This window comes from Vibrio sp. RW (genome assembly GCF_027587105.1).
Taxonomy (GTDB): Bacteria; Pseudomonadota; Gammaproteobacteria; order Enterobacterales; family Vibrionaceae; genus Vibrio; species Vibrio toranzoniae.
Map to the genome: position 1 here is coordinate 1 of NZ_JAPPTM010000011.1, position 18,096 is coordinate 18,096.

General features: G+C 45.7%; 12 protein-coding genes. 7 read left to right on the top strand and 5 right to left on the bottom strand.

Annotation, left to right across the window (positions count from 1 at the left end; genetic code table 11):
- Nucleotides 1–745 precede the first annotated feature (745 nt).
- The 4 genes from OCT63_RS11665 to OCT63_RS11685 form a co-directional block, all read right to left on the bottom strand.
- Nucleotides 746–1,219 (bottom strand): hypothetical protein, encoded by a 474-nt coding sequence (locus OCT63_RS11665; protein ID WP_161675326.1) that lies wholly within the window; start codon nt 1,217–1,219, stop codon nt 746–748.
- Between the two features lie 713 nt (nt 1,220–1,932).
- Nucleotides 1,933–2,235 (bottom strand): type II toxin-antitoxin system RelE/ParE family toxin, encoded by a 303-nt coding sequence (locus tag OCT63_RS11675; RefSeq protein WP_261889232.1) that lies wholly within the window; start codon nt 2,233–2,235, stop codon nt 1,933–1,935.
- A complete protein-coding gene (locus tag OCT63_RS11680; protein ID WP_269983770.1) occupies nt 2,223–2,480 on the bottom strand; it encodes a type II toxin-antitoxin system Phd/YefM family antitoxin in 258 nt (85 codons plus the stop codon). The genes OCT63_RS11675 and OCT63_RS11680 overlap by 13 nt, the downstream gene beginning before the upstream one ends.
- A gap of 437 nt (nt 2,481–2,917) precedes the next feature.
- Entirely contained in the window at nt 2,918–5,473 is a 2,556-nt protein-coding gene (locus OCT63_RS11685) for a molybdopterin oxidoreductase family protein (protein WP_161688539.1), read from the bottom strand.
- Nucleotides 5,474–5,960: 487 nt separating this feature from the next.
- On the opposite strand from OCT63_RS11685, the gene nirB reads away from it, so the two are divergent.
- The 4 genes from nirB to OCT63_RS11705 all read left to right on the top strand — a co-directional run bounded on the left by nirB (nt 5,961) and on the right by OCT63_RS11705 (nt 12,607).
- A complete protein-coding gene (gene nirB / locus OCT63_RS11690) occupies nt 5,961–8,543 on the top strand; it encodes a nitrite reductase large subunit NirB (RefSeq protein WP_269983771.1) in 2,583 nt (860 codons plus the stop codon).
- A gap of 140 nt (nt 8,544–8,683) precedes the next feature.
- On the top strand, nt 8,684–9,028 hold the full coding sequence (nirD, locus tag OCT63_RS11695) for a nitrite reductase small subunit NirD (protein ID WP_017096320.1): 345 nt from the start codon (nt 8,684–8,686) through the stop codon (nt 9,026–9,028).
- Nucleotides 9,029–9,179: 151 nt separating this feature from the next.
- Nucleotides 9,180–10,649, top strand: a complete 1,470-nt coding sequence (locus OCT63_RS11700) for a NarK family nitrate/nitrite MFS transporter (protein WP_102518059.1) — start codon at nt 9,180–9,182, stop codon at nt 10,647–10,649.
- A gap of 167 nt (nt 10,650–10,816) precedes the next feature.
- Complete coding sequence (locus tag OCT63_RS11705; protein WP_269983772.1) at nt 10,817–12,607, top strand: bifunctional protein-serine/threonine kinase/phosphatase; 1,791 nt, start codon at nt 10,817–10,819, stop codon at nt 12,605–12,607.
- Nucleotides 12,608–12,693: 86 nt separating this feature from the next.
- On the opposite strand, the gene cra is transcribed toward OCT63_RS11705, so the two are convergent.
- Nucleotides 12,694–13,698 carry a catabolite repressor/activator gene (gene cra, locus OCT63_RS11710; protein ID WP_017058510.1) on the bottom strand — a complete coding sequence of 335 codons (1,005 nt, stop codon included), beginning with the start codon at nt 13,696–13,698 and terminating at the stop codon, nt 12,694–12,696.
- A gap of 375 nt (nt 13,699–14,073) precedes the next feature.
- On the opposite strand from cra, the gene fruB reads away from it, so the two are divergent.
- From fruB to fruA, 3 genes are read left to right on the top strand one after another with little or no spacing between them, the layout of a single operon-like run.
- Nucleotides 14,074–15,207, top strand: a complete 1,134-nt coding sequence (gene fruB, locus OCT63_RS11715; protein WP_046223936.1) for a fused PTS fructose transporter subunit IIA/HPr protein — start codon at nt 14,074–14,076, stop codon at nt 15,205–15,207.
- A gap of 9 nt (nt 15,208–15,216) precedes the next feature.
- Nucleotides 15,217–16,194, top strand: a complete 978-nt coding sequence (gene pfkB / locus OCT63_RS11720; protein WP_269983773.1) for a 1-phosphofructokinase — start codon at nt 15,217–15,219, stop codon at nt 16,192–16,194.
- A 15-nt stretch (nt 16,195–16,209) separates the two neighbouring features.
- Complete coding sequence (gene fruA / locus OCT63_RS11725) at nt 16,210–17,961, top strand: PTS fructose transporter subunit IIBC (RefSeq protein WP_146450151.1); 1,752 nt, start codon at nt 16,210–16,212, stop codon at nt 17,959–17,961.
- Nucleotides 17,962–18,096 lie beyond the last annotated feature (135 nt).

The following is an 18,096-nucleotide window of genomic DNA, read 5'->3' on the forward strand; positions in this document are numbered from 1 at the left end:
ACAGAACAGGGTTTTTAGACCACAAACGCTTTTCTGCCCTTTGCAAACTAACGCCGCATTAAGTGGTGAACAACGCGACCACCCAAGCTTAAACCTTGCCACATTTAGCACTGAAGCTGACCTAAACTGAAATTGCCAAGCGTTGAGAATCCGTCTTAAATGCTTTGTTATGTTTTAGCACAATTCGTTGATTTACTTGGCAAAGAACTGAAATGCAGACTTAGATTTCTGAACTAAGTCACAAGCTAGAACCCACTTGACCGGCAGATGCTCCAAACCCAAGACGAGTAAGTCCACTTCCCTGCTAATGAGGCAACTCGGTACTCTTTCAACAAGCACCCTTTCTTAGCAAAAGCAGCGCAGAACAATGGCGATTTGCCGAGGCAACTGCCAAGGTTATTGGCTAATTGGGAAATACGCCCAAAGCGACTTTGAGCCAGAGAAACAATACGACCAAGCCACCCGAAAACTCGAATGAAGCAACCCACGAACCTTGGCATGTTTTACGGGCTGAGAGATTTAAGAACTGAGCGATAATGGTGATTTGCTGAGTCTACTCCCAACGAATAGCCAAAGGGGCAAAGAACGACTCAAAGGAATTTAAGTCATTGAAATTCCATTAAAACATAACGCCACGTTAAGTAGTGAGCAACATCACCACTGAACCTAAACCATTGTGCCGTAAACACTAAAGCTGATTAAAACCAAAAATGCCACGCGTTGCGAATCTGGCTTTAACGCTTTGTTATGTATCGGATGTAAAGGAGCTACCCTCCAACATATCTACAACCTTTTGTTCATTTAGTTTGTTTTTGCCTAGAGTAACTATCGATGGGCGCTTAGTTGGTGATGGACGACTGTTAATATAGATTCCTGAAGACGTGAACAGTATTGTAATGAGCTCACCCCAACTACCCAGAGATGCTGCTGTCTCAAATTCTAACCGAACCATTTCAATATCACTGGCTGTTCCCCAACCATGAATAACTGCGGCTTTTTTACAATTTTTATAGTTAATCTCGTTCGATGGATACCTAGTATCTTTCAACAATAAATTTCGCTTTGACTTCCAAAAAACAAAAATACTGACAACTAATGAAATTAAAGCTAAAACTTCGCTTCCCAGCATCAGCAAATAGAAAGCAACAAACACTCCAAATACAGGCACTAAAACCCGAACTAAAGATTCCGTTGCCGTAGGTTCTAAATATTTTTTCACTGTTCAGATCCTTTGAACTCGTAGAAACATAACGCTAAGCTAAGTAGTGAGCAACGCAATACGAAGCCACCGCATAACACCTTAAACACATAAATCAACGCATAGTAAAAATGCCACGCGTTGCGAATCTGCCTTAAGCGCTTTGTTAGTTTGCCACCGCTATGAAGCCAAAGTTTAGCGCCAAGGTGCTGAATTAGTTATGAAACTACTGGCTTTGAACACAAAAGAAAACGGACAGCTCAGAATTTAAACTCAACCAACAAAACACACTTGGCTAAGAAGCGACATACGACAAACAACCACGGTTTGAAGCACCTTAACTGGCAAAGGATTCGTTCGACCAACCTGACAACCAAATATGATCAAGCCATCTGTTAACGAAATTAGTCCCCAAAACAAAGAAAACGCACTAACGAATTAGCAACAATGTTAGAACCAGTAAGTGACTAACGCACCTCAAACGCTTCCAACACAGTGCCACCGGAAAGTTCGTGAGATTGGAAAAGGAACAGGTGTAAAGCATAAAAACCAGACTAGGATCTTAGACCACAAACGCTTTTCTGCCCTTTGCAAACTAACGCCCGCTTAAGTGGTGAGCAACGCAATACCGATGTTTCCGCACACCACCTTAATCACTTAAATCAACGCATGGTAAAAATGCCACGCGTTGCGAATCCGTCTTAAAGCGTTTGTTAGCCGCTCATTCTCAAAGGTTATTGTTTACTCAACAGGAACTTACGCAAATCTCTTTCGGCACGCATAACAAACAGAATAAATACTTTGTCTGCGTCTTGTTTATAGAATACACGACATGGATTAACAACAACCTCACGGTAACTTAAATGTTCTAATTCAGGTGGAATACGCCCTGATTCCGGAAAACTCTCTAGACGCTCAACTTTAGAGAAAATCGTTTGAACCAATTGCTTTGCTGAAACGACATTTTCAAGTGCGATATATTCAGCGATATCATTGAGGTCGGATAACGCTGGCTCAGTCCAGATTATTTCAGCCATTTTGACATTTTGTCCTTGGCTGCTTCGTGACTAACCACTTTGCCATCAGCTAGTGCGCGTTCGCCTCGCGCAATACCCTCAAGAATTGACAAACGGTTTTGCATAAACTCGTAATCATCAACATCGATCAAATATGCAGATGGTTTACCGTGCTCGGTAATTAATACTGGTTCTTTAGTGTCGTGCAGATCGGCTAGGATCTTAGTTGCTTGACGCTTGAGTGATGTAACTAATTCGACTTTCATGAGAGCAACTCCAAAGGAATACTATAGTGATACTATTCTATCACTTTACGTATAGCAAGCTCCATGACGGCTAACAGTTATTAGACAGAAAAATTCTACATTTTGTCCCTGAAACAATTCTGTCTAGTAATCTAGCCAGATCAGGTCGAGTCTAATAAACTATTTAATAACAGTACCTTACTGATTAACTCGCACAATAGATGTGACTAAATACAGATTTTATCTATAAAACATCAGAAAAATGCAGAAAACGAATGACTAGGTCGCTGTATGGCAATGAACGACCACACCTTGGGTGTCATGTACCCAAAATAATGCCAACATGATTGTCGGCATTACGCTATAAATATGATTGGCTTAGAGATAGTCTCTAACTTGGGCGAGTAGCCGCAATATATAGACCCTTGGGTTATTGCTCTATATTACGAAGGTGTCTTCTACTTCGCCATGGTACTCAAAAACTCGGCTTCGAACTCTTCATCGGCTTCTCGGGTTAGGCATTCCACCAGCCAATCGATACTTTGATGATCGAGCTTGCTGTTCACTACGAAGGCTTGCTTTACGCCAGACTGACCCAACTTGGCAGAGCCGTAGTTTTTGAATGATTTGTTGCCGTGGTAATGGAGTGATTTGATCGCTTCTGCGTTAGGTTCTGGCAAGGCATCGAGGGTATTAGCAAGCTGAATCACCAACTCCATTGGGTTCTTAGATGATGAGATGCGATACAGAAAACCGCCCTCCACTTTCTGCCTTACCCAATAATCAAACTCATCACAGTCCACCACACTGTCACTGATCAGTACCGCTTCACTGCGATAGTCACATGGTTCAATCATCACGGGTGTGTGCTTGAATTCTGGCTGTCCTGAGTTGGAATCGGTATTGGGTAAGATAAGGTCGCATGGCTTACTGTTTTTGGCTGTGGTGCCGTTCCAGTGGATTGGCATAAACACCTGCTCTTTGCGCATCTCTTGCGTTAACACCAAGCGTGCTTGAGATTCACCTTGGGCACTCTTGACCTTAACCACTTGGTTGGTTTGATTGGTACTGGTTGCAAAGCCGAACTTTTTGGCGGTTTCAGGGTGAATGGCTAAAAATGGCTCTGGCGTATGCTCACCAAGCGATGAAGCAAGCCCCGTTCGGCTCATGGTGTGCCATTGGTCGCGCACTCGACCGCTGTTCATGATCAATGGGTAATCTGGAGAAGTGGTCGTTAAAGGCTGCGAGTGTTCAACGGCAACAAACTGCGCTTTCCCAGAGGCGGTAAAAAACTCGCCATTAGTAAACATTCGTTGGTTCACGATGTCTTGTTGCAGCTTCAATACTGGCCACTGTTGAGGTTTAAGTTCGCTGTAACCTTTGTCGTCTAAGTTTGTTAAGCCAATCAAACACAAGTCTCGCAGTTTGCCGTTTGCATTATCAAGGCTGGTCATCTGGCAATACTCTTCAAAGATTTGCCCTTCATGACGATAATCAAAGGCATGTTGATGACCCATTTTCTGCGCCACTTCTTTAATCATCCACCAATCGGGGTTGGCTTCGCCTGGGCTTGGTAATATGCGGCGCTGCCTTGATATACGGCGCTCTGAATTGGTCACGGTGCCCGACTTTTCACTCCACCCTTGCGCGGGCAGCACTACATCAGCCAAGCGAGTGGTTTCAGTGTCGGCAATGCAATCGGACACGACAACAAATGGGCATTGTTCTAGCGCGGCTTTGACTTTAGCACTGTCTGGAAGGCTAACGACTGGGTTGGTCGCCATAATCCATACCGCTTTGATCTTGCCATCCAACATACCATCAAACAGATCAACCGCTTTCAAACCGGGTTTGGTTGCTAAGTTATCGGTTTGCCAAAAGTCACTCACCGTTTGGTGTGATTCCTCATCCCCAAACTCAAAGTGTGCCGCTAGCGTATTCGCTAAACCACCAACTTCGCGACCGCCCATTGCGTTGGGTTGCCCTGTCACAGAGAAAGGCCCCATGCCGACTTTACCAATCTTTCCGGTCGCCAAATGGCAATTGATGATGGAATTCACTTTATCGCAGCCTTGGCTCGACTGATTCACGCCCTGAGAATAGATAGTGACGACTTTTTGTCTAGAAGCGAACGCACGATAGAAACACTCAATCTCTTGTTCCGTTAACCCGGTCAGTTGGCTGACGCTTTGCTCTGAATTGATGTTTGAATCAGAGTGGTAAACATACTTCTTTGCTGACTCGATCGCTTGTTGGAAGCCTTCTGTATGTTTGCTTATATAGGCTTCATCAAGCGCATCATTTCCTGCTAAGTATGAAAGTAACCCGTTAAACAAGGCCACGTCAGAGCCCGATTCAATCGCTAAATGTTGATCGGCTATTTCACATGTGTCGGTATAACGAGGATCTATGACGATCACTTGCAGTTTGGGATTCGCTTGCTTAGCCGCTCTTAACCTTTGGAAAAGAACCGGATGACACCATGCTAAGTTTGAGCCAGTAATCACGACCAAGTCGGTTTGCTCTAAATCTTCATAACAAATAGGAACCGTGTCGCTACCAAATGCACGCTTGTGCCCAACAACGCTAGAAGCCATGCAAAGCCTTGAGTTACTGTCGATGTTGCCGCTGCCAATAAAACCTTTCATCAGCTTATTAGCAACGTAATAGTCTTCTGTTAACAGTTGGCCAGAGACATAGAACGCAACTGAATCAGGACCAAACTCTTCAATGGCTTGGTTAAACCTATCAGCGACCAATTGAGTGGCGTCATCCCATACGAGTTCGTGTTTTTGTTGATTCTGAATATGAGTCGGCTGAGTAAGACGACCTAAAGGTGTTACGGTTTCACCTAGAGCAATACCTTTAGTACATAACTTTCCATAATTCGACGGGTGTTCTTTATCACCGCGCACTTCAAGTTTACCTAATGAAGTCGGCCTCGCTTCTATTCCGCAGCCAACACCACAATAAGCACATGTAGATTTTATCCAGCCACTGTTTGAATCGGTCATCCGTTTCTCACTCAATTATCCATAATTGTATGTAATCAAATAAAGCAAATAACACGCCACTTAATCACCAGATTATTATCAGAAAAAATAATCAATAAAAACATAATCTTATTTTTAATTCACATATCAATAGCAAATTAAATCGAAGTTAAGCCAACCTAAAACTCAACTTTTGCACCATCTTGCTGAAAGTTGCACCACAAATGCTCATTTATATAAATTTAACAAAATAATTACATACCACTTTAGGGGTAAGCACGTGCCGCCCCATGTTTTTAATTCATTGAAAAATAAAAGTTAAATTTTATTTAATTTGATGATATGTAATCTGGCACCCTCCTTGCTCCACTAGAAACCAAGACTTAGAAAAAACATTTTTGTTTTTCTTGATAATTATGAATTGAGTGGAATCTCAACCCGGTATTCATCTGCTAACGACTAGAAATTAGATGCTAGTGATGGTGACGCCGAGAATAAGGAATGGATTATGAGTAAGAAGAAGATCGTCGTCGTTGGTAACGGTATGGTTGGACACAAATTTATCGACAACATCCTGCAGTCAGACAGTGATAAGTTTGATGTCATGACTTTCAGTGAAGAGCCAAGGTTGGCCTACGACCGAGTTCAGCTGACTGCTTACTTTAAGCGCGGAAATGCTGATGACTTGGCATTAACCAGCGAAGAGTATTACCAAAGCAATGGCGTCAATTACCTTCTCAACGCGAAGGTCGCTCAACTGGATACTGAAAATAAGTGCGTTGTGACTGAATCGGGACATACCGAGAGTTATGACACTTTGATTCTGGCGACCGGTTCATTCCCTTTTGTTCCCCCTATTCCCGGTAACGACCAAGAACACTGTCACGTTTATCGCACCATCGAAGATTTAGACGCCATTGAGCTCTCAAGTAAAGGCAGCAAATCGGGCGTGGTGATTGGTGGTGGCCTGCTTGGCTTAGAAGCCGCAAACGCAGTCAAAAACCTTGGCTTAGAAACCCATGTAGTGGAATTTGCACCTCGCCTGATGGCCGTGCAATTAGATGACGGTGGCGGTGCGCTTTTACGCAGAAAAATCGAAGACCTTGGCGTTCAAGTTCACACCAAGAAGGCAACCTCTGAGATAGTCGCGGGAGAGAAAGCTCGCTACAGAATGAACTTTGCAGACGGCACCCATTTAGAGACCGATATGATCGTGTTCTCTGCGGGTATTCGTCCTCAAGATGCCCTAGCTCGCGGCTCTGATATCGCCATTGGTGAACGTGGCGGCATCGTGATTAACGATCACTGCCAAACCAACATCGACAACGTGTATGCGATTGGTGAATGTGCGCTATGGGACAACAAGATCTTCGGCTTAGTCGCCCCTGGCTATTCAATGGCGAAAATCGCGGCTGCGCATATCTTATCGGACGGAACGAGCGACGCTTCATTTACTGGTGCCGACATGAGCACCAAGCTCAAATTACTGGGCGTTGATGTGGCCAGTATTGGCGAAGTACACGGCCAAACGGAAGGCGCTCAATCGTATACCTATAACGATGAAATCGAACAAGTTTACAAGCGCCTTATCATCTCAGCTGATGGTAAAAAGATTGTTGGTGCAGTATTGGTGGGTGACGCCGAAGCTTACGGTTCGCTACTGCAAATCAAGCAAAATGACATGCCTCTTCCTGAAAACCCATCAGTACTGATTCTACCTAATGTCGCGGATGATTCTGGTTCAGCAATGGGTGTTGAAGCTCTGCCTGATAGCGCCATGATTTGTTCATGTTTTGATGTGACCAAAGGCGATATCAAGGACGCCGTATCTGCTGGCTGCACCACCATGGCGGCACTGAAAGAAACAACCAATGCTTCAACAGGTTGTGGTGGTTGTTCTGCGCTTGCTAAACAAGTTTTAGACAGTGAACTGAGTAACTTGGGTGTCGAAGTCTCTAACGATATCTGTGAGCACTTTGCCTATTCTCGCCAAGAGCTTACCGACATCATTCGAGTCAACAAGATTAAGACCTTTGATGAATTGTTAGATTCTCACGGAAACGGATTGGGCTGTACCGTGTGTAAGCCAGCAGTCGGTTCAATTTTGGCTTCTTACTGGAACGATTACATCCTCGAAGATCAACACATCGAACTGCAAGACACCAATGACATCTACCTCGGCAACATGCAAAAAGACGGCACCTACTCTGTGGTTCCGCGCATTGCTGGCGGAGAAATCACACCCGATAAGTTAATCGTTTTAGGCGAAGTCGCAAAAGAGTTCGATCTATACACCAAGATCACCGGTGGCCAACGTGTCGATTTGTTTGGTGCGCAACTTAACGAACTGCCAATCATCTGGAAAAAGCTGATCGATGCTGGTTTTGAAACTGGCCATGCCTACGGCAAATCGGTACGTACCGTGAAATCGTGTGTCGGTAGCACTTGGTGTCGATACGGTGTCGACGACAGTGTTGGTTTAGCGATTCGACTTGAGAACCGCTACAAAGGCTTACGCTCACCCCACAAGATCAAATTTGCGGTTTCTGGCTGTACTCGTGAATGTGCAGAAGCGCAATCGAAAGACTTTGGCATTATCGCTACCGACAAAGGCTGGAACCTCTACATCTGTGGTAACGGCGGTATGCGCCCTCGCCATGGTGACCTTTTCGCTACCGACCTTGATGAAACCACCCTACTGCAATACATCGACCGCATTCTGATGTTCTACACACGTACCGCAGATCGCCTACAGCGCACATCGGTATGGATGGAAAACCTTGAAGGCGGCATTGAATACCTCAAACAAGTCGTGATTGAAGACAAGCTCAATGTTGCTGAAGAACTTGAAGCCGATATCGCCCTCAACATCGAAAAATACCAGTGTGAATGGAAAACCACCATAGAAAACCCTGAAAAGATGAAGCGTTTCCAGCACTACATCAACAGCGAAGAAATGGACACTAGCCTGTCATTCATCAAAGAACGAGAGCAACGCTTTCCAAAGCCCAGTTTGAGCTCTTCTGCTGATTCACAACGTGATGAAAAACGAACTAAGGCTGACCAAATCAAAGTCACGGAAGTTTCGTAAGCTGAATTGCTGGTGAGTGAATCAGTAACAACTAAACCCAATATCGATAGTCGACAGTGGCGCAGCCCAAGAAAAACTGCTGTCGGCTATCACCCTAATTGAATTGATTATTAGTTTTATGTTTTGACTAGGAGAAAGTCATGGAAAATTGGACAACCGTATGCAGCACCCGCGACCTAACCCCAAACGGTGGTATTTGTGCCAAAGTAGACGATAACCAAGTGGCTATTTTTTACTGCAAGCGTAGTGACACGCTTTATGGGCTCTCTAATTACGATCCTGTTGGCAAGGCGAATGTGATGTCACGTGGTATCATTGGTTCATTAAGCGGTGAGCCTTACGTAGCCTCGCCCTTATACAAGCAGCATTACCACTTAGAAACTGGCACGTGCCTTGAACAACCTGAACTCAAGCTCGTGAAATTTGAAGTTCGCAAGCAAGGAGAACAGGTTCAGGTTCTCGCACCGCTTGCTATTGCCAGTTAACTAAACGCCGACATCATCATGTAAACGCTTTATCAGCGTAAGCAATTTCGGCACAGGGTTTAGCCACATTAATGCGTTCGAATTTCGGAAGTAACGCACAAGCTAAAGCCGGGGAATCTTCCAGATTTAAAGGATTTAAAGGATTTAAACCATGGATAACACAAAATTTTCGCTGCTTTCATTTACGGGTAAGATGAAAACCTTACACCTAAGTTGGATGGCCTTTTTTATCACCTTTGTCGTGTGGTTCAACTTTGCCCCACTACTGCAAATGGTGAAAACCTCGCTTGGCCTTTCAACTGAGGAAATAAAAACACTCCTTATTCTCAACGTTGCATTGACCATTCCGGCGCGTGTCGCGATTGGTATGTTAACCGACCGATACGGCCCTAGGTTGGTCTACTCTTCGCTACTCGCGGTCTGTTCAATCCCTTGTTTTATGTTTGCTATGGCAGACTCTTTCATTCAAGCGGCGATTGCTCGTTTCCTATTAGGCTTCATCGGTGCAGGCTTCGTGGTCGGTATTCGTCTTGTGTCTGAGTGGTTCCCACACAATGAACTGGGTACGGCCGAAGGTATTTACGGCGGCTGGGGTAACTTCGGTTCAGCAGCGGCAGCATTTACACTTCCAACTCTCGCTCTAGCATTTGGTGGTGAAGATGGCTGGCGTTATGCGGTCGGTATTACTGGCCTTATGAGCTTAGCTTTCTCGTTTATCTTCTACAAAAATGTAACGGATACACCAAAAGGTTCGACTTACTTCAAACCTGCTCAAGTAACGGCAATGGAAGTGACATCAAAGGGTGACTTTTTCTTCCTACTCATTATGAAGATCCCGATGTATGCCGCTTTAGCGCTACTGACATGGAAGCTATCACCAAGCAACATCAACATGTTGTCTGACATGGCGGTTAACTCGGTTTACGCAGGTTTAGCCGCACTTTACGTGTACGAAGTGTCGCAAGTTTGGAAGGTAAATAAGAACGTATTTAAAGAAGAAGTGCCAGAGATTCACAGATACAAATTCAAGCAAGTTGCTGTGTTGAACGTGTTGTATTTCGCGACATTTGGTTCTGAACTGGCTGTAGTTTCTATGTTGCCATTGTTCTTCTCTGAAACCTTTGAATTAACGCCGGTTCTTGCGGGTATGGTTGCATCAGCTTATGCCTTTATGAACCTAATGTCTCGCCCAGGTGGCGGTTGGATTTCAGACAAATTCGGTCGTAAACCAACACTGCTTATTCTGACGATTGGCCTTGCTGTGGGTTACTTTGCAATGGGTCAAGTAGACAGTACATGGCCAGTATGGCTAGCGGTTGTTGCTGCAATGGCGTGTTCTTTCTTCGTACAAGCCGGTGAAGGTGCGGTGTTTGCAACAGTACCTCTGATTAAACGTCGTATGACAGGTCAAATTGCAGGTATGACTGGTGCTTACGGTAACGTGGGTGCGGTGGTTTACCTAACTGTGTTGTCATTTGTGAGCTACCAAACGTTCTTCTTAGTGATTGCAGGAACAGCGGTACTAGGCTTCGTTACTCTACTGTTCATGGAAGAGCCTAACGGTCAAATTGCCGAAGTAAACGACGACGGCAGTGTCACTCTTATCAATGTTTCAAACTAGTCTCAGTACGATGAAGCATTGATATTATTGAATCGGGAGTGGTACCAAGGTGTGTTTCACCACTTCGGTGCTGCGTTCAAAGGCTCTAGGTTCACTAGGGCTTTTGTTCTTCCTCAGATGTGCTCTCAAGCAAATGAGAAGACAGCCAGTTAAGAAGAAGACCACTTATGACAATTTCATTCAGCCAAGGGCAAGTCGTCACGCCGGAGTCAAACAACCAGCTCACACTCAAGTTTGGTGGTTATTCGAATAAAGGCATACGTGATGAAAACCAAGACGCCATCATTGTAAAACACCCGAAAACTCGCACAGAGCAAGAGCTAAAAGGCAGTGTTGCCTGCATAGCCGACGGTGCCAGTTGCAGTGAACACGGCCAGAAAGCCAGCCACACCAGCGTGATGCAGTTTATCGACGACTATTACGCCACGCCAAATAGCTGGAGCATTCAGCGCTCAGCACAGAAAGTCTTAACGTCCCTCAATTCTTGGCTCTTCAACACGTCTGTTTCTAATATTCATCCCGCACAACAAGTTAACCACAATGCTCTCGTTTCGACGTTCAGCAGCGTGATACTCAAATCGAACACCGCGCATATATTCCACGTTGGCGACAGTCGCATTTACTTACTAAGAGATGGAGAATTACGACAACTGACCCGCGACCACACCCGTAAAAATATGGGGCAGAAGCATTACTTAACACGCGCCTTAGGCATGGACAACCAACTCAACGTTGACTATCAAACCCTGCCTATCAAGAAAAACGACTGCTTTATCCTCACTTCGGATGGTGTGCATGAATTTGTCTCCCCCAACACATTCAATGAACACATCGATAAGCCTGGAGCGGATTTCGAATACGCTGCACAAACCATCTGTAACACTGCTTTAAGCCACAATAGCTCAGACAACGTGAGCTGTTTGATTGTGCAAGTCAGCCATCTACCTAAACCTTCGCTCATTGAGTTCCATGAAAAACTGGCTAAACGAGCCATCCCACCCGCGTTAAAGCTCGGGCAAAGTATCGACAACTTTATGGTACTTGAGGTGTTGTATGCAGGCACTCGAAGCCATGTGTATCGCGTGATGCAGAAAGAGACACAAACTGAATTCGTACTCAAAGTGCCTTCGGTTCAATACCATGACGACCCAGCTCAGCTAAGGGCTTTCTTCAACGAACAGTGGGCGGGCATCTTGCTGAATAACAAGAAAGTCATGAAGGTCTACCCAACGCCAGAGCATTCTCAATTCCTATATCAAATTTGCGAATTGGTTGAGGGGGTCACGCTAAGACAATGGATGTACGACAATCCAAAACCGTCACTCAATGAAGTACGCGACATACTAGAAAAGATCACACAAGGTATTCGAGTATTACAACGCGCAGACATGGTGCACCGAGACTTAAAGCCCGAGAACATTATGCTTCAACATGATGGTGAGATAAAAATCATCGACCTTGGCGCTGTATTAGTCAGAGGACTTGAAGAGGGAGAGCTCGCAGACAAAGACGACACTCCATTAGGTGCGGTCAATTACATTGCACCCGAGACCATCAAGCACAACAGCGCGACCACCAGCTCTGATCTGTTCTCTATCGCTGTGATCGGCTATGAGATGCTAACCGGTGAATTGCCCTACTCTGAAATGACCGCACAATCGCTTAAGCAATCTCGTCATCATCAGTGGAAATACCAACCCATCACCCAGAAACGAGCTGACTTACCAAGCTGGGTGGATTTGGTGTTACAGAAAGCCTGCTCGGAATCGCCAAGCGAACGTCATCAAGTGTTGGGAGATTTTGTGGCAGACCTTTACACACCAAACCAAAGCTTGGTCAAAAGCAAAGCCAAGCAACCTTTGATAAACCGAAACCCGATCCAGTTTTGGAAAGTGTTGGCTTTGTTGCTCGGCATTGTTGCCATTGTAGAAATGGGCTTATTGCTGAGTTCTAGTTAATTACAGGTTCGAGTTAAAACCAAGTGCGGATTAAAAACCCAAGTTCGAGCTAAACGCGAGGCTTCTAGCTAACCGAAAAGCTCGAGCTAGCCTCGTTTCACTAAGCTTCTTGGTACGAGTTCAATACCCGCTTGGTAACGCTTAGCCGATGCATTTAACGCCAAAGCAAAGGCACTATCGGCAATCACTTCAAACTGCTGGGGCAGTGAGTGGACTTTGAAAGGCAAGAAGTCGAGCAGTCGGTTATCACCAAAGGTCGCCAACTTCACTTGATTAACCAGTTCTGGCTTTTCGACCATCACATCCAGCACACCTTCTAACAAGGTGTAAGACATGGTAACAATTGCATCGGGCACCGTGCCTTTGGCAATCCAACCCTCAAAAATCTCACGCCCAGATTCTCTGTCAAAATGCGCGCCGTAACCCACAACGGTAGGTTTGTCTTCTGACAGTCCGATTTGTTGACCATACGCTTTGTTTGCCGCTTCGAAACCCAACTGGCGTTCACGTGATATGTTTAGATCTGGCAATGCACCTATCAAACCAACACTATCAATACTGTCATCGAGAATCGAATGCGTCAGTTCAAACGCAGCTTCAAAATCTTCACTGAGTACGCAAGCAAAGTGCTCGTCATCTAACGGACGGTCAATTGCGATCACAGGCGTTCCTGAGTTTTGCAACTTTAAGTAGAACTCATTGGCGTCTGGCATGGAACTCGCAACCAGCAAAGCATCGATACGACGACTCACCAAGGCTTCCGCAACTTTACGTTCGGTTTCAGCGTCATCATCAGAACAACCAATCAAAATCTGGTAGCCCACTTTACGTGAGTTCTGCTCTATCAGTTTTGCTAAACGCGCGTAACTGCTGTTTTCCAAATCCGGAATAATCAAACCAAATGAACGGCTATTACCAGCACGCAACGACGACGCTGCATGGTCTGGACGGTAGTTGAACTCTTCCACAACCGCCATGACTTTCTGCTGAGTCTTCTCGCTGATTCTGTATTTCTGCGCCTTGCCGTTGATCACATAACTGGCCGTGGTTTTCGATACTCCAGCCAATTTAGCAATTTCATCAAGTGTCATATGGGTGACCTGTATTTTGTGCGTAGGATCATATAACCAATGATCTGATCCTCGGATTAGTTGAATTATAGGCTGAATCGATTCAGTATGAAAGCTGAAAGGATTCAGCAAAATCTGAAAAGTGACTTCAATCATCCTTTTGTATGGATTAAGCGTCATTTGTTGTGATTCAACTTCTCGTTATTAACGAAACTGAAATTACGACACGCAGCAAAACTATTTTGAAAACCAAAATCGGCTTTGCTGAATTTTTTTACACTGAATGCTGAATCGATTCAGCCAACGTCGAACAAAGAGCAAAGCAACGAGAAAATATTGTTCTAGACTGAATCGTAGCGATACACAAATTCTCAAGCGATACGCTAAAGAGGCACCATGCTTAAATTATCAAAATCTGACATCACTCTAGGCCAATCTGCCGAAGACAAATTCAAAGCAATCCAAAACATTGCTGGCGACCTGACCGCGAAAGGCTTAGTTGACTCTGGCTACGTTGAAGGAATGCTGAACCGTGAAAACCAGAACTCTACGTTCCTAGGTAACGGCATCGCGATTCCTCACGGAACGACGGATACTCGTGGCCTAGTGAAAGAGACAGGCGTTGCGGTACACCACTTCCCTGAAGGTATTGATTGGGCAGACGGCAACCGTGTTTACGTTGCGATTGGTATTGCAGCTAAATCTGACGAGCACTTAGGCATTCTTAAGCAACTGACCAAAGTTCTAGCGGCTGACGGTGTTGAAGAGAAATTAAAGCAAGCGAAATCAGAAGACGAAATCATCGCCCTACTTAACGGCGAAGTTCAGCTAGAAGCCGACCTAGACGCTTCTTTGGTTCAACTACTGTTCCCTGCAAGCGACATGATTCAAATGTCTGCTGTTGCAGGCGGGCTACTTAAGAACACAGGTTGCACAGACAACGCATTCGTTGCTGACCTAGTAACAAAAACACCGACTCACCTAGGCCAAGGCCTGTGGTTGTTGGGCAGCGATAAAGGCGTAACTCGCACTGGCGTATCTTTCGTTTCAACAGCGAACCATTGTGAATTCGAAGGCACACCAGTGAAAGCATTGGTGGCATTTGCAGCTTGCAACAGCGCACACCAATCGATTCTAGCAAACCTAAGCAAGATGGTTTTCGAAGGTAAACAGCAACAACTGTTAACCGCTGACGCAGCGCAAGTAATTGGCCTTCTAAAAGGTGAAGCGGTTTCTACAGCTTCTCAAGACGATGACAACTGCGCAGTATTCAAAATCAAAAACGCACACGGTCTGCACGCTCGTCCGGGTGCAATGCTAGTGGCTGAAGCGAAGAAATTCGAATCAACTATCCGCGTTTCAAACCTAGATGGCGACGGAAAAGAAGTGAACGCGAAAAGCTTGATGAAAGTCATCGCACTTGGCGTCAAACACGGCCACCAGCTTCAGTTTGTTGCTGAAGGTGAAGACGCAGCACAAGCACTTGAATCGATTGGCAAAGCTATCGCTTCAGGCCTTGGCGAAGGTTAAGGAATCGATATGTCTGATAAACAAATCAAAGCCGTTACCGTAACGCTTAACCCTGCTCTAGACCTAACAGGTGCTATCGACGCACTGAACGTGGGCTCAGTAAGCTTAGTAAACAAAGGTTCTCTGCATGCTGCTGGCAAAGGCGTTAACGTAGCAAAAGTACTTTCAGAGCTTGGCGCAAAAGTGACCGTGACTGGCTTCCTTGGTCGCAATAACGAAGAAGCGTTCTGCCAACTGTTTGAACAGATAGGCGCAACGGATCGCTTCATCCGTGTCGACGGCGCGACTCGTATCAACGTAAAACTGGTTGAGAATTCAGGCCAAGTAAGCGACATCAACTTCCCAGGTGTACCTGTTGACGCTGACGCGATTAAAGCGTTTGAAGAAACCTTGTTAGAGCTTGCTGAAACGCACGATTACTTCGTCATTGCAGGCAGCTTGCCACAAGGTGTATCGCCAGAGCTTTGCGCTTCTTGGGTACAACGCTTGCGTGACCTAGGTAAAAAGGTGTTGTTCGACAGCAGCCGTGAGGCACTCAAAGCCGGTATCAATGCACAACCTTGGTTGATTAAGCCAAACGACGAAGAATTGTCTCAGCTGTTCAACGCTGAACTCACCACACGCGACCAATGCCAACACGCGGGCCAAGCCCTAAGTGAAAAAGGCATTGAGAACATCGTGGTGTCACTTGGCGCTGAAGGCGTGATGTGGCTAAACCAAGGTGAATGGTTACATGCTCAACCACCGCGCATGCAAGTAGTCAGCACGGTAGGCGCAGGTGACACATTGGTTGCAGGCCTATGTTGGGGTCACATGCAACAGATGCCAAAACCAGAACTTATTAAATTCGCAACCGCCCTATCTGCTTTAGCAGTTTCACAGGTAGGCGTGGGCATCACCAGCCAACAAGAGCTGGATTCAGTACTACAAAATATCCAATTACAGGCGCTTAGTGCTCCAACTAGCCAGTTAGACACAAGCAAATAGGACAAAAGGTTTATTATGAATATTACCATTATCACAGCTTGCCCTAGTGGCGTAGCAAACAGCATCATCGCCGCAGGCTTGTTAGAGCAAGCGACAAAGGCACTGGGTTGGAACGCCGCTATTGAATGTCAATCAAGCGTGCTACCTGATTCAACCGTATCGCAAGACACTATCGACAGCAGCGAGGTTGTGGTTATCGCAGCTAACACCAACATTGATAAAGCGCGCTTTGTTGGCAAGAAAGTGTACCAAGCGGCCATCTCTGAATGCACTGCAGATGCAAAAGCATTCCTAGAGAAAGCGGTAGCAGAATCAACAATATTAGACGCTTCTCAAGTTGAAAGCACTGTTGAAGTGGCTGGTACTTCAGCAAACACCTCTACAACAGGCAGCAAAAAGATCGTAGCGATTACCGCTTGCCCAACGGGTGTTGCACATACCTTTATGGCCGCTGAAGCGCTTGAAGCCGAAGGCAAACGCCTAGGTCACCAAATCAAAGTGGAAACTCGCGGCTCTGTAGGTGCGAAAAACCAACTGACAGACCAAGAAATCGCCGACGCTGATCTGGTTATCATCGCAGCCGACATTGATGTTCCACTGGATCGTTTTAACGGCAAAGCGCTATACAAAACAACAACAAGTCCTGCTTTGAAGAAAACAAAGCAAGAAATGGAAAAAGCGTTCGCAGAAGCTAAACCATACCAACATACAGCATCTTCAAATTCAGCGCCTGCTGACGAGAAGAAAGGCGTGTACAAGCACCTAATGACAGGTGTATCGCACATGCTTCCTGTAGTTGTTGCGGGTGGTTTGATCATCGCTCTTTCTTTCGTATTCGGTATCGAAGCGTTTAAAGAAGAAGGCACACTAGCAGCAGCACTGATGACTATCGGTGGTGGTTCAGCATTCGCACTGATGATTCCTGTTCTCGCTGGTTTCATTGCATTCTCAATTGCTGACCGTCCGGGTCTGGCTCCAGGTCTAATCGGCGGTATGTTGGCTAGCTCAACGGGCGCAGGTTTCCTAGGTGGTATCGCAGCAGGTTTCATTGCCGGTTACGCAGCGAAATTCATTGCCGACAAGGTTCAACTTCCACAGTCCATGGAAGCCCTCAAGCCAATCCTGATCATTCCGTTTATCGCGAGTTTATTCACTGGTCTTGTGATGGTTTACATCGTGGGTGGCCCTGTTTCTGGCGTGATGAGCGCAATGACCACTTTCCTAAACAACATGGGAACTTCTAACGCGATTCTTCTGGGTGTGATTCTAGGCGCAATGATGTGTTTCGACCTTGGTGGTCCAGTAAACAAAGCAGCTTACACATTCGGTGTTGGCCTACTGGCTTCGCAAACTTACGCACCAATGGCAGCAATCATGGCAGCAGGTATGGTTCCAGCTCTAGGTATGGGCCTTGCGACTTTCCTAGTGAAAGACAAGTTTGAAGCGGGCGAACGTGAAGCGGGTAAAGCATCATTCGTTCTTGGCCTATGCTTCATCTCTGAAGGTGCGATTCCATTCGCAGCGAAAGACCCAATGCGTGTTATCCCAGCTTGTATGGCAGGTGGTGCACTAACTGGCGCTCTTTCAATGATGTTTGGTGCTCAGCTAATGGCTCCACACGGCGGCTTGTTCGTACTACTGATTCCTGGTGCTATCTCTCCAGTTCTTATGTACCTAGTGGCGATTGCAGCGGGTACAGCAGTAACAGGCTTTGGTTACGCAGCTCTTAAAAAGATGAGCGACTCTAAGGCAACTGCAGAGGCTTAATCCCCCTACTCTGGTTAACGGTTCAACCCGATAACCAGAGGCTCTTGATAACCGGTTTCTTGGTAAAACGGCTCCTTAAAACAAAAGCTCCTCATTTGAGGAGCCTTTTTATTGGAACTATCTAGAAACGCTCGC